We start from the raw sequence: 12,602 nt of genomic DNA on the forward strand, positions 1-12,602 counted from the left end.
CGCATCGCGCACGCCACTCTGTTTTCAGGCACCCGGCCACGATGCCGGACAAGGCAGGAGTGGAAGTATACCGGTACGCGCGACGGCCGGTTGACTCGCTGGTCTGCATTGGCCCGATTCGGGGCACCGGAAATGCGTCCGAGCGGTCGTGTTGCGCATTATATGGATACGTTTCCGGAAGTCACGCCGTTCATCCGCTTCGGCGGAAATCGGGGCCATCTTGCGCATGGCGATCGACCCGGCCGCACCGGTCGACACCACGCGCGCGCTGTTCCGCCGCGGGACGTCGAACGCGATCGTGCCGCCTTGGGGCGTCGCGGGCCTCGCACGACTCGGCATCACGGAAAACACCGTCGGCCGCGTGCGACGCAACGATCACGGCAACGCGAGACGCACGACGATGGACCCGCGCAAGTGTCGCGACGTGCGGGTCCCCCTTCGATGACATCGGTGCCCGTACACGACTCGTTGCGCCCGCATCGATCCCGTGGCGTACGAGGATGCCGAAAAGTGCGTAGTATGGCCGGATCGATGTCGTCGGCAACCTGCTCCGGCCGTTTCGCTGCGCACCTGGCCAGGCCAGCCGTCAACATCCCTGCCTGCGAAAAGAACCGGTTGTACGAAACGGAGCAGATACATGGTTCCCCCACCCGACATTCCGCACGACGGCATCACGCGTGAGGAAATTCACCATCGGCAGATCGACATGCGCGGCTATCGGCGCAGCGACGGCCAGTTCGAAGTAACGGCCTGCCTCGCGGATCGCAAGACCTTCGATTTCACGCCACCAGGCGGCACGCGGACGGTCGCTGCGCTGTCGCCGATTCACGACCTCGGCGTGACGCTGGTCTTCGACGCCGACATGGTCGTCCGCGCCGTATCGACGTTCCTCCGGTCGCATCCGTATGAGCAGTGCCCGGGCGGCGGCGACTCGCTGCAGGCACTCGTCGGACTGAGCATCGGTGCCGGCTGGAACAGCGAGGTTCGCAAGCGCCTGCCGTCCTGCGATACGTGCACGCACCTGAAGGAATTGCTCGGCCCGATCGCCACCACGGCCTACCAGACGATGGTCGGCATGCGGAAGTCATCGCTCGAGGCGCGCGACAGCGAGGGAAAACCGCTCAAGATCGACAGCTGCCATGCCTATGGCGCATCGCGCGATCTCGTGAAACGACTTTGGCCCGAATACCATCGGCCTTCGGCGGCGACAAAGGGCAGCTAAGGGCCCGGCATTCGGCCAATCCGGTGCCGGCAGGATCGGTGCCGCACGAGCATGCACGGGTGGTGTGCACAAACGTGCTGCTTCGCCCCGGCCTCGCTCCGCCGGCCGTCGCGGTCACGGCGCGGGTGATCAGAAAACGCCCAGCGCGAGTCCTGCTGCAAGACCGGCGCCCAGTTCGGCGCAGCGCGCGAGGTCATCGCCGTCGATCGTCTTCGCCGCGAGGATGCGCTCCGGCGTCTGCGCGTGCGTACAGACGATCAGGCCCGGCGCCACGTTCTTCAACCGCCATCCGGTCGCGATCCGGTCGATCTGGCGCAACGCGTTCTGTCCGTCACTTCCCGCGCAGATCATCACCGCATATGGGCGGCCGTTCACGCGATCGAGCGCCGCGTAGTAGCAGCGGTCGAAGAAATCCTTCATCAACCCGGACATGGCCGCGAGATTCTCCGGCGTTGCGAACAGGTAGGCGTCGGCGGCAAGCACGTCGGCGGCGCTCGTCGCGTCAGCACGCTGCAGCCTGACGTCGACGCCAGGTTGCTCGCGCGCCGCGCCGGCAGCCGCTTCGGCCATCTGCTGCGTGCCTCCGGTCATCGTGTGATAGACGATCAACAGCGTCTTCATGCGTCGTCACTCGCGTTCGGTTTCAGGTGCGCCGGCGGTATCGCCGGTTTCCGCTGGATGGTCCGCCTGCATATGCGGCGGTTCCGCGTTCGCTTTCGCGGATCTGCCGGTTTGCCGGCTCGTCGGTGCCTGGCGCGCATCGATCTTGCGCATCGCGCCGGTTTCGATCCGCGCATGTTCGACCGGATGCACGATCAGCTCGTTTCACCGCGTGATGCGTCGCGGTCCTCCGGTCGCGCGTAGTACGCGAGAAACATGTCGGCAGCGGATTCCGCGACTTTTCGTTGCTCGGCCGCCTCAAGCGGCGGCTGGCCCATCGTTATCTGCGGCCAGAACGCGAATACCTTCACGACACCGTGCAGCTGATGCGCGGCAAACACCGGATCGGTGACGGCCAGGCGTCCGGCCGCCGCGGCCGTTCGCACCCAGGCCGTCATGTCTTCCTCGCGCTCGCCGAGACGCTCGACCATGTCGCGCGCACGTTCCGGCGAATGGATGGCCGCACCGATCGCGACGCGTGCGAGCGCGAGAAATGCTTCGTCGCTGAGCAGGCGCATCTTGCGATCCAGCAACGCAAGCAATTGCTCGCGCAGCGGCACGTCGGCACGATAGGTCGGCGAACTGCCGGTTCGGGTCGCCTCCCACAATTGTTGCAGGATCGCGGCGAACAACGTTTCCTTGCCCGGGAAATGGTTGTAGACCGTGCGCTTCGACACGTCCGCACGCGCGGCGATGCGGTCCATGCTGGTCGCGTCGTAACCCGATGCGAGAAATTCCTCGATGGCCGCGTCGACGATGGCCGCGCGCTTTCGATCGGTCAAGCGCTGAGGGGGCGTGCTGGTATCCATTCGGAAATTTTACACCGGGCAGTTTACTTATCCCAAAAATAAACTACACTGCTCAGTGTACTTTATTCTCCGGACGAACCGACATGGCATCGCCTCTCGTTTTGATTCATCGCATTCTGGGTTTTGCGGCCGCCCGACGCGGCCGCGCGCTGTCTGGCGGCTCGCCGCAGCACAATGGCGAGCGCTTCAGCAATGTCGCGCCGCGGCCGGTCGAGGGATTGGGCAAGACGCTCGGGATCGTCTGGAACATGCTGTTCAACAAGCCACGCAATACCGTCCCCGTGGGCGTGCTGCCCGTCGATTCATTGACCCGCGCGGAACTCGATGCGGCCCCCGATCGCAGCCTGTACCGGCTTGGCCATTCGACGCTGCTGCTCAAGCTGCGCGGCGAATTCTGGCTGACCGATCCGGTGTTTGCCGAGCGCGCGTCGCCGTTTCGGCGCGTCGGCCCCAAGCGTTTCCATGCGCCGCCGATCGCACTTGAAGATCTTCCGCCGCTGCGCGGCGTGATCCTGTCGCACGACCACTACGATCACCTTGACCGCGACACGGTGCTCGCGCTCGCGGCAACCACCGGTGTGTTCGTGACCACGCTGGGCGTCGGCGACCGCCTGATCGAATGGGGCATCGACGCGAAGAAAGTCCGTCAGCTCGACTGGTGGCAGAGTGTCGACGTGGCCGGCCTGACACTGACCGCGACACCTGCCCAGCACTTTTCCGGGCGCAGCCTGTTCGATGGCAACAGCACGCTGTGGGCATCCTGGGTCATCGTCGACGACGACTTGCGCGTGTTCTTCAGCGGCGACACGGGCTACTTCGACGGTTTCCGGACGATCGGCGAGCGCCTTGGGCCGTTCGACATTACGCTGATCGAAACAGGCGCATACGATGCGCAATGGCCGTACGTGCACATGCAGCCGGAAGAGACCGTGCAGGCGCACATCGATCTGCGCGGACGCCGGCTGGTTCCGATCCACAACGGTACGTTCGATCTCGCGATGCACCGCTGGCAGGAGCCGTTCGAACGCGTCACGGCGCTGGCAATCGTGCGGGGCGTCGAGCTGTCGACGCCCAGGATGGGTGAGCGCCTCGCGCTCGACGCGCCGCACCGGGGCGAGCGGTGGTGGCGCACGGTGGACGAGCGCGCGCCGTCCGTTGCCACTAAATCGCGCCGCTGGTCGCTTTGCGCGTCGCAAGCGACGAAGTAGTCCCACCGGTCGTTGCGCATTTTTCCCGGGCGCGCAGTCATGCCGCGACTCCGGGAGGCGCGTTGCCGGCGTACCCGCACGCCGGCTGCCCGCCTATAGACCCGATCACCTGAGTAGAGAAGTCATGCATCCGGCACCCGGCCAATCAGACGCCGCTATCGCTGCGCTCGACCTTGCAGCCCCCCGCTCATCCAGCCATAGCCGGGAGAACGATCTGCGGCAAACGCTCGCAGAGCGCGTCGCTAGGTGGACAGAAGGCGTCGACCACCTCACCACGGCCATTCCGAACCTGAGCCTCCATCGAAGGGAAGCGACAACGCAACCGATGGACTGCATGGTCGAGCCGAGCTTCGGTCTCGTCGTTCAAGGCACGAAGCGGATCATTCAAAGTGGGGATGTGTATCTCTGCGACGCCAACCGCTTTCTGATCACGTCGCTCGACTTGCCCGGATCGACGCAGGTCATCGAGGCCAGCCGTGAAAGACCGTTTCTCGGCATCGGGCTCAAGCTTGATTTTCGCGTCATGGCCGAACTGATGGCACAGGTCGCACCGGATCAAGAGGAAGCTCCCGCAGGGCGCGGCCTCGTCGTCGGCGAGATGAACGAACCGCTCTACGACGCAGTGAACCGGTTGCTGACGTTGCTGGATGACCCGAACGCCATTACCGTTCTCGCACCTTATGTCGAGCGGGAAATCTACTATCGGCTGCTGACGAGCGACCAGGGTGGCCGTCTCCGTCAAATCGCGTCCGCCGGCAGTCAGGGCAACCGGGTGTCACGGGCGATCCAGTGGTTGCGAACCCATTACGACGAGTCGCTGCGAGTCGACGATCTGGCGGCGCAGGTTCAGATGAGCAGTTCGACCTTCCACCACCACTTCCGTCAGCTCACCGGCATGAGTCCGCTGCAATACCAGAAATGGATGCGGCTCAACGAAGCACGTCGGCTGATGTTGTCCGAGCGGCTCGACGCAGCGTCGGCATCGTTCCGGGTCGGATATGCGAGCCCGACCCAGTTCAATCGCGAATACAGCCGGTTGTTCGGCAATTCGCCGCGGAGAGATATCGATAGCCTGCGGAGCGGGGCGGACGTCGTTCTGTCGGTGGCAGCGACTTAACGATCGCGGGACTGTGCCGGAGAGATGAAAAGCCGATCTTGGTGATACCCGCACATTGGGTGGATCGGCTTCACGCGTGAGGGATCGATCCGGGTGAGTCAGTCGAGCGCAGCGGGATGAGCGCTTCTTGCCAACTCAGGATTGATTGGTCGGAGCCCGGCTGGGAATCGCTAATTGAGTATCGAGCGATGGGTGGGCGTCTCGCGACGTCGAACGTGTACCCGAACTCCGAGCATCAAACGGCCACATGCAAGCCGGCTCATAGCGACCTCATGCGCTGATGAGGGTTTCGCCTCTGCAACGGTCGAGTCGTCTTACTTTCCTCCGGACGCTCGACCACAAATTCTTTGGTGCCGAGATTCCTGCGGCACACTTCAATCCACCGAACGGTGCAACTGGAGCGTGCGTTGTCACGTGACAACTCGCGATGATCACTGGCGCGGCACATCTAACCAGCAACTCGAAACCGGCCGTCATGTATGTGATTTGCGGCAGTTCGAATTGCCTCCGATGTCCGGCCAGCCGAAAATTGTTTCAAATACCACAAATTACATATCAAACGAGACGATTCTTGATGTCTTCGCGCAAACGTCCAAGCGTGGAACGCGAAATGATCATACGCCCCTATTTACAGGGATGATCTCATCAATTTTGCGTGAAACAACATGAAGAATATGGCACAACCCATTGCTGGACAAGGATTTCCACGAACACCGCATTTCTAGAAAATGTTCCACGATCCGGCTCGTTTGAGTTGTCTGATGGCCCTTGGTGCTGGAAATTGTCGTCAATCGGGGCCTCGGATACACGGCTGTTGCGTAGAAGCGCCTGACTGCGTTGGCCGTCAGGCTGGGTACTCGTGACAAAGCCATACCCTCCCCTGCCGGCCACCGGATGCGACGAAGTTGGGTTGGAGCCCCTGAATAAATGGGGACATATCAATAAATCCGCGACACACATCGTGAGGTGTCGTTCAGCAAGCCGACCGGCACGTCTCCGCTGGGACTTGAATGTGGCTAGCCAGCGATGAACGCAGGGGACCTAAACCACTTGATGAACCAGACTCTGAGACAAAGGTGTATCCCAACCGACATGCAGCGCACGTACCATTTCGACACCCAAGTTCACCAATACAACTCCCCAGTTGTCACGTGACAACTCACCACCCAACCCGCCCGGCAAACTGCACCGCGCGACGATTCAATGGTGGCAAACCGCTCCTTTAACGATCTACCTGTTCGCACCCAATGGAGTTCGACTAAAAACTCCTTCTGAGAGGTGGTTCAGTGCTGACACCGCCTCCCGTTCCAAGTCGATTGTCACGTGACAACTCGCCTCACTGGAAGTAGTCGCGCCAAACCCAATACGGATATTGAGCATTGAATTGATCACGCCATATCCGCAAACGCGATCGAATCAACGACTTGCTGGTGCCGGATGGCGCCGAGAAGAATCAAATTCCCGAGACTTGTCACGTGACAACCAGCTCTACCGACGGCATCCGTGCAACCGAGTTACTGGAATCACAGCGAGTTCCGTCGGAAGCAAAAGAAGATCGAGCGACTAATCTTTACGCGCTAACTCTGGCATCGACGTTGAAGTCCGCCGAGTTTTCTCTCGATCTTTGCCCATCCTTTTCGAGCGCGATCGTCAATTTTATTTTTACTCGACTACCAACTACGACTGCCTCGTTAGCCATTCGGCCCACTTGTCACGTGACAACCACATCGATCACAAAGACATGCATCGCATCGAAGGCTTTTCTGGACATTTTGATAATAACTGCATATATTACGCAAAACTCCGTGGAGGAATTTAATGGCTTTCAAGATCGCCGTCAGTAATCAAAAAGGTGGGACTGGGAAGACAACCATTTCCGTCAATATCGCGGCTGCGTTCGAGGCCGGCGGCAACAAGGTCGCCCTGATCGATGCCGACCCTCAAGGCACGTCCGTCCGGTGGGTGACGAGCGGCGAGAACACGCTGCCGATGACGGTCCTTTCGCTGGCCCCTGCCGGTCGCGGCATCGGCGGCGAGATCAAGAAGCAGGACGCGAACTTCGACGTGATCGTCGTCGACTGTCCCGGCAACCTCGAAGATCCGCGAATTGCATCCGTGCTCGAAGTCGCCGATTTCTGCCTCGTGCCGCTGTCGCCGTCGCCGGCCGATCTCTACAGCACCGTCGCGATGATCCGCATGATCGAGTCGATGCGCTCCGTTCGTAACCCAAATCTTTCTTCCGCATTAATGCTGAATAGTGTTAATGGAAAAACTAAAATGCGTGAAGAAATTTTAAAGATTCTAAGAGCAGAAGAAATAGGGGAGCATCTGCTCGACAGCCAGATCGCGCAGCGCGAGGTCTACCGTCAGACGTTTGCGCTCGGCACCACGATCCATCATCACAATCGGTACCTGAAGGGCCTGAAAGAAGCTCGAGCGGAAATCGAAAAGCTGGTCACGGAAATGGCCCAATACATCGCGTCGACGCGCGCTACCGGAGCCGCCCATGGCTAAGGACACCTCGAAAGACAAGAAGCCGACCGGCAACCTGCATCTCGCAGCCGGCCTGCTGCGCGGACTCGCGCAGGAAAATGCGGCGCTCGAAACGCGGCTGCCCGAACCGGCGGCCGCACCGAATACCGTCGTCGACACGGCACCCGCCAACGCCCCGGCTGCGGCCACGCCCGCCGGCACGCCGGATCTTGGCGCGCCGCAGAAGGTGCTGGTCAAGGATTGCATCCCGAACCCGTTCAACCCGCGCGTGTTCTACTCGGAGTCGAGCCTGCACGAGCTCGCCCTGACGCTGAAACGGGAAGGGCAGATCGAGCCGATCAAGGTGACGCGGCTCCCGGAGTTTCCCGGCAAGCTCGTGGTGATCGACGGGCAACGCCGGCTCCGCGCGACGAGCATCAACGGCGATGAAACCATCAACGCCACGTTCCGCACCGACCACACGCCCGAGCAACTCTATACGATCGCGTATCGCGCGAACCACGACCACGAACGCCAGACGATCTTCGACGATGCGGTCGCGTGGAAGCGTCTCCTCGACGAGAAGGTCTTTTCCGACCAGAACACGCTGGCGGAAAAGATCGGCAAGGACAAGGCGTCGATCAGCAAGACGCTGTCGCTCAACGCGCTCCCGAACACGCTCCTGGAACGGATGGCCAGCGCGAACGACGTGGTCGGCCTGCAGGCGGCGTACTTCCTGAAGCTGATCTTTGAACGCCTGGGTGAGCCGACGGCCGACCGGCTGCTGACGGCCGTGATCGACCGGAAGAAATCGGTTCGTGATCTCGAGAATTTCCTGCGTGCACAGAGCGACGGCAGCAAGAAAGCGGGACGCACGCGTTACAGCGTTCGTCACGACTTCGCGCTCGAATCGCGCGCGATCGGCCAGTTGAAGACCTACCCGGACGGGCGTCTGGATCTGCAGCTCAAGGGCGTCGACGCATCGCACCAGGAGGCGCTCGCCGACAAGCTCAAGACCGTCATCGATGCGTACGTTGCCGAACTGGCAGCGGCCACGCAACAGTAACGCGCCAAAAGCAGAAGGCCTCGCATCCGCGTTGCATCGCGAAGCCGGACGACGACGTCCGGCGCGCGATACGCACCCGGCTGCGAGGCCTCGTTCAGTTGCCTGCGAGACTGCTTTTCAGCAGGAATTCCAACAAGTCGTCCGAGGTCGGTTCGCCCCACGTATCCAGCGCCAGCCATCGGAAAAAGCTGGTCTGCGCGAGCTTGCTTGCCTTCTTCTTCGGCGACAGCGTCAGGTCCTTCGAGCCCGCCACCGTCTCGTTGTAACGATCGATCAGCTTGGTCTGGTCGTCGATCTCCAGTTCGCGGAAATACGCGCCGGCTTCCTCGACCTTCGCCGCCAGATATTTGTCGCGAATCTGCTCCTGCTTGCTCTGCGCGGACTCTTTCGCCGGTGCGGCCGCCTCCGTTCCCTGTCCGTCGGCCAGCGTGTAGCCGTGCGTCAGCGCCTTGCGGAAATACGCGGCGACATTGTCGACCGGCGCCGCATTCTTCTTCGTAGTCCGATTGAGCGTATAGGCAATCGCCGCCTTGATGCGCTGCACGCCGTACTGCGTGATCAGCCGCCGCGCTTCCGAACGCGGAATACCGAACTTGGCGACCTCCTCGACCAGCGCCTCGTTCTTGACGTCGCCGTCCTCCACCGTATCGGCGCTCTGCTTGCGCGTCACCTTGAACTGGACGGCTTCCACGCTCCGGCCCGACTTGTGTTCGATCAACTCGAGCGTGTGATCCGATACTTCGTTCACCTCCTGAATGCACGGCACCAGAACCTTGCTCTTGAACAGCTTGTATTCCTTGTACGACTGCGACGCCTTGTCCTGACCCAGAATGAGGTCGCGAAATTTCGGCAGCGGGATCTTCGCGGTGATGCCGATCCCCTCGTAGCGCACGGTGTTTTCCCACAACGCGAGCGAGTGCGACCGCCGGAACTCGCGGGCGATCCGCATATCGATCAGTGCGTAGATCTCGGGGTTGAGCAACTCGCTGCGAATCTGGTCGGAGAAGCTGTACTTCAGCACCGATTGCTCGAGCTCCGCGCCGGCAAGCAGGCCCGACGCTTTCCAGACCGTCGAGCGATCCGCGGCCAGGTAGTCCCAGTTGACGACGGTACTGATCAGCGAGTTGACCGTGTCCTTCACGTACTTCGTGTTGTTGCTGTTCAACCCGCTTTCGTGCGAAAGCGACGCGATCGAGATCGAGAAGCTCGTCCGGCCCGGCTCGAACGCCTCCTGCCGAAGCGCGTTCTTGATCAGCGAGCTGAACATCTTGCGTTGCTGCAGACCGATCTTTCCGGACTTGGGTGCGATATGAATCGCCTGGACCGCCTTGCGCAGCAAGTCGGGAGGCTCGGGTGTCTGAAACAGCGAAACCTGTTTGTCTGAGCCTTTGCTTGCGGGCTTGCGCGGCATCGTAATGTCCGGATAAGGTGACCTTGTTGATAGCGGACTTTATACCTTTTCGCGTCGAGGAGCAACGCCCCTGTTCCTGCTTTACTTGCACGATCGTGGCTAACCTCCCGATTCGAAAGGAAAATTCACAATCGGACAATCTGTGCGGAGCCCCATATCCATCTACCTTTCGACAAAAATGCCTCCCACAAGCCGCTACCTTAGATACCCGGACACGGAAACCCGGCACGAGATTTGCCCTCGGGAAGGTAACCATCCATGGGAAGCAAATGCGCGGAATCGAGATCGTTGGGCGAAATCGTGGTGCTCTGCAGCACGGTCGTGTTTTCTTCCCATAACTTGCTACCTTCATCGATTCCCACAGGAGGGTACCTATCGATCCGCGTCAGCTGCGTTGGCAGCGCGGATTTTGGCCCTGAAGGCAGACATCGCTCCCATAAACGGCAACCAGTTGTTTTCCCCATAAATGGCTACCTGTCCGTGCCATCGATCCTGTCCATGGGAAACCCGCCGCCGGGAATCTTGGTGAAATGCAATCGAGCAGCCACAAATACCACCCATAACCGGGTACCTTAGGGGTTCCCCATAGCCGACTACCACAAGAAAAACGCTGTGCACCTGCCCATTCACGGATCGAAAAAAGGCCCCCATAAAAGGCTACCTGCAGGGATTCCCATAGACGACTACCCAACACGTTTCCAGGCCAATTTCCCATAACCGGGTACGCTTACCCCATATCCACAACCCCGATTCCCCACAACGCGGTACCCCAAACCCCAAATCCACAGACCTTAAACCCCAGACCCTTCCACCTGTGCTCCCATAAATGGGTACCGAACACCCTTCAAACCCTTGTCAGATAAGGCTGTGAGCCGTCTAAAAGTAGTTAAAGAAGTAAACGTGGTTTACAAAAGATGTAAACACACGTGCGCCTCCACAAAAAGACGAGCCCCATAAACCGCTACCAATGGGTAGCCGTCTATGGTGTAGAAAGCACCGTGATGCATCGGTTCAGCCCTGGGAAACCATGGCCGGGCTCCTGGATCCACAGTGGTTTCAGGCCCGACAAGGCTCCCAGAAGAGGTGAGTACACACTCACATCAACGGAAACGTAGAAACCTATGGGAGAAAAACCTCTGTTTACAGACACAGGTTCCCATTTATGGGATCAAAAAAAGCCGGCGCCGCGACCTTTCGAGTTCCCCTTGTCGGCCAGCCAAGCCAATCAGCGACCGGAAACGCTGATCTCTTCGGTCTCGTTCACAGCAGCTTGAAATCATCCGGGATGGCGGGCGACGGGTTTTTTTGCACTCGTGCGTCGCTGTCGGCAGACAAGTTTTTTTCGATTGCCCACCTGAGTCTCTCGTCAAATTTAGCCTGTGAGCTGTGCACAGAGGAAATCGACGCGCGTCGCTTCACCGCCCCAAAGTCTTCCAACTTTCTACCTTTGAAGTCGCCAACCGAAGATCAATGCTGTGCCCCCGGGGCACAAGGAGAGATCCAGGAACGGCTTCCGCCGATGAGCTGGGTGTGTCGGCGCCTCCGATGCATGCGGCCGGCTCCTGAAGCGACCTGATGCGCAACGCGAACCAAAGTGAAGATGGGGGTGACCACGAAGCTCACCGCACTCGAATTCGAGCGACGATCCCGAACATGCTCACCGTCGAACACTTCCGAATCCCGTAAAAGCTCACCGACCAGACGAAACCACAGGAATCGGCCCGCTGTGCGGGCAACGCACCCGTCGGGATGCCGGCCGGTCAAGGCCGCGGAATCAAAAACCTGTGGTTCGGGCGTGTTGTGCGAGGCGTTGCTGAGCAGAATCGGACGGATCACAGACGTTCCCGCAACCTCGACGCTACGTGCCACCCTCGCTCGACGGGTATCCCAACATCGGTGCGGTACCGTCTGCGGAGTCGTGAAATGATTCCGGCGGATGTCTTCACCGCACGCGACGCGTCCATGCCTTTTGTCAGACAGACCACAGGACCACACCACACGGCGATGCGTTTTACCGGCTCAGGTAACCCTGCGCATCACAGTTCATCGATTGGTTGCCGGGTCGAGCGCCGCGCGCTGTGGCAATGCGCATTGCGTGTGCCTTGATCGCCGTAAAACCGATTCGTGGTCGTTTATGGGAGGAACCGCCGCTTGAACCGCGGCGACCGGCAACGTGATGCACAGGTCGACTGCTGCTGCAGTGATCGCGATTGGTCGGATGACGGGCAGGTCAAGTGCAAGCCCGCCGGCAACACCGCCGATGAAACAGTCATTGGACCCTCGCATCGCACCGCGCTGTGCGTAAATGACCGATCCGCGTCACAGAAGCGCGGCTACATCGACCGTTTTCAGTTACTGCAACAGCGCGATACGCAGTTCCTGCAGTCCCCCCTGTGACGGTCGAGCGGCGTTCACATCTTTTCCCATACGTGTATCCCAATTCCGCTGCCACGACGACGCCACATTTTTCGCGACGCGGTTATGATGCACAGGTCCCGATTACGGCATGATGAGCTTCCCCTGAAATTTCGCCTTCCATCGAGTCATGTATAAACTCGACGGAAAGGAAGGTGATCAGGGATGTTCAAGGTACCGAAACAATCGTACACGGCGGAATTCAAGGTGGCAGCCGTCCAG

At 60.3% G+C, this 12,602-nt stretch carries 11 protein-coding genes; 7 read left to right on the plus strand and 4 right to left on the minus strand.

Annotation, left to right across the window (positions count from 1 at the left end):
* The first annotated feature begins 226 nt into the window (after nt 1–226).
* Entirely contained in the window at nt 227–445 is a 219-nt protein-coding gene (locus tag QZM67_RS36100; protein ID WP_301810790.1) for a hypothetical protein, read from the plus strand.
* A gap of 192 nt (nt 446–637) precedes the next feature.
* Nucleotides 638–1,222, plus strand: coding sequence for a DUF2889 domain-containing protein (locus QZM67_RS36105; RefSeq protein ID WP_175025371.1), 585 nt, complete (start codon nt 638–640; stop codon nt 1,220–1,222).
* A 129-nt stretch (nt 1,223–1,351) separates the two neighbouring features.
* On the opposite strand, the gene QZM67_RS36110 is transcribed toward QZM67_RS36105, so the two are convergent.
* The 3 genes from QZM67_RS36110 to QZM67_RS36120 are packed head-to-tail and all read right to left on the minus strand — an operon-like array spanning nt 1,352 to nt 2,691.
* Nucleotides 1,352–1,843: a flavodoxin family protein gene (locus tag QZM67_RS36110; protein WP_085042978.1), complete on the minus strand. Its 492-nt coding sequence runs from the start codon at nt 1,841–1,843 to the stop codon at nt 1,352–1,354.
* Nucleotides 1,844–1,849: 6 nt separating this feature from the next.
* Entirely contained in the window at nt 1,850–1,996 is a 147-nt protein-coding gene (locus tag QZM67_RS36115; RefSeq protein WP_301810794.1) for a hypothetical protein, read from the minus strand.
* Nucleotides 1,997–2,037: 41 nt separating this feature from the next.
* Entirely contained in the window at nt 2,038–2,691 is a 654-nt protein-coding gene (locus QZM67_RS36120; protein ID WP_175025369.1) for a TetR/AcrR family transcriptional regulator, read from the minus strand.
* Between the two features lie 83 nt (nt 2,692–2,774).
* On the opposite strand from QZM67_RS36120, the gene QZM67_RS36125 reads away from it, so the two are divergent.
* The 4 genes from QZM67_RS36125 (at nt 2,775) to QZM67_RS36140 (ending at nt 8,554) form a co-directional block, all read left to right on the plus strand.
* Nucleotides 2,775–3,899: an MBL fold metallo-hydrolase gene (locus tag QZM67_RS36125; protein WP_301810796.1), complete on the plus strand. Its 1,125-nt coding sequence runs from the start codon at nt 2,775–2,777 to the stop codon at nt 3,897–3,899.
* Between the two features lie 124 nt (nt 3,900–4,023).
* Complete coding sequence (locus QZM67_RS36130) at nt 4,024–5,016, plus strand: AraC family transcriptional regulator (protein WP_301810797.1); 993 nt, start codon at nt 4,024–4,026, stop codon at nt 5,014–5,016.
* Nucleotides 5,017–6,834: 1,818 nt separating this feature from the next.
* Entirely contained in the window at nt 6,835–7,530 is a 696-nt protein-coding gene (locus QZM67_RS36135) for a ParA family protein (protein WP_011350423.1), read from the plus strand.
* Nucleotides 7,523–8,554, plus strand: a complete 1,032-nt coding sequence (locus QZM67_RS36140) for a ParB/RepB/Spo0J family partition protein (RefSeq protein WP_301810799.1) — start codon at nt 7,523–7,525, stop codon at nt 8,552–8,554. The genes QZM67_RS36135 and QZM67_RS36140 overlap by 8 nt, the downstream gene beginning before the upstream one ends.
* A 94-nt stretch (nt 8,555–8,648) precedes the next feature.
* On the opposite strand, the gene QZM67_RS36145 is transcribed toward QZM67_RS36140, so the two are convergent.
* Entirely contained in the window at nt 8,649–9,965 is a 1,317-nt protein-coding gene (locus tag QZM67_RS36145; protein WP_043185389.1) for a replication initiation protein, read from the minus strand.
* A gap of 2,151 nt (nt 9,966–12,116) precedes the next feature.
* Here QZM67_RS36145 and QZM67_RS36150 point away from each other — a divergent pair.
* Entirely contained in the window at nt 12,117–12,362 is a 246-nt protein-coding gene (locus QZM67_RS36150; RefSeq protein ID WP_301810802.1) for a hypothetical protein, read from the plus strand.
* Nucleotides 12,363–12,602 lie beyond the last annotated feature (240 nt).

The organism is Burkholderia sp. AU45251, assembly GCF_030482905.1.
GTDB classification, from domain to species: domain Bacteria; phylum Pseudomonadota; class Gammaproteobacteria; order Burkholderiales; family Burkholderiaceae; genus Burkholderia; species Burkholderia aenigmatica.

What these genes read in the sequence shown, in the direction of transcription:
- QZM67_RS36100 (WP_301810790.1), top strand. Translation starts at nt 227, where the DNA reads ATGGCGATCGACCCGGCCGCACCGGTCGACACCACGCGCGCGCTGTTC.
- QZM67_RS36105 (WP_175025371.1), top strand. Translation starts at nt 638, where the DNA reads ATGGTTCCCCCACCCGACATTCCGCACGACGGCATCACGCGTGAGGAA.
- QZM67_RS36110 (WP_085042978.1), bottom strand. Translation starts at nt 1,843, where the DNA reads ATGAAGACGCTGTTGATCGTCTATCACACGATGACCGGAGGCACGCAG.
- QZM67_RS36115 (WP_301810794.1), bottom strand. Translation starts at nt 1,996, where the DNA reads ATGCGCAAGATCGATGCGCGCCAGGCACCGACGAGCCGGCAAACCGGC.
- QZM67_RS36120 (WP_175025369.1), bottom strand. Translation starts at nt 2,691, where the DNA reads ATGGATACCAGCACGCCCCCTCAGCGCTTGACCGATCGAAAGCGCGCG.
- QZM67_RS36125 (WP_301810796.1), top strand. Translation starts at nt 2,775, where the DNA reads ATGGCATCGCCTCTCGTTTTGATTCATCGCATTCTGGGTTTTGCGGCC.
- QZM67_RS36130 (WP_301810797.1), top strand. Translation starts at nt 4,024, where the DNA reads ATGCATCCGGCACCCGGCCAATCAGACGCCGCTATCGCTGCGCTCGAC.
- QZM67_RS36135 (WP_011350423.1), top strand. Translation starts at nt 6,835, where the DNA reads ATGGCTTTCAAGATCGCCGTCAGTAATCAAAAAGGTGGGACTGGGAAG.
- QZM67_RS36140 (WP_301810799.1), top strand. Translation starts at nt 7,523, where the DNA reads ATGGCTAAGGACACCTCGAAAGACAAGAAGCCGACCGGCAACCTGCAT.
- QZM67_RS36145 (WP_043185389.1), bottom strand. Translation starts at nt 9,965, where the DNA reads ATGCCGCGCAAGCCCGCAAGCAAAGGCTCAGACAAACAGGTTTCGCTG.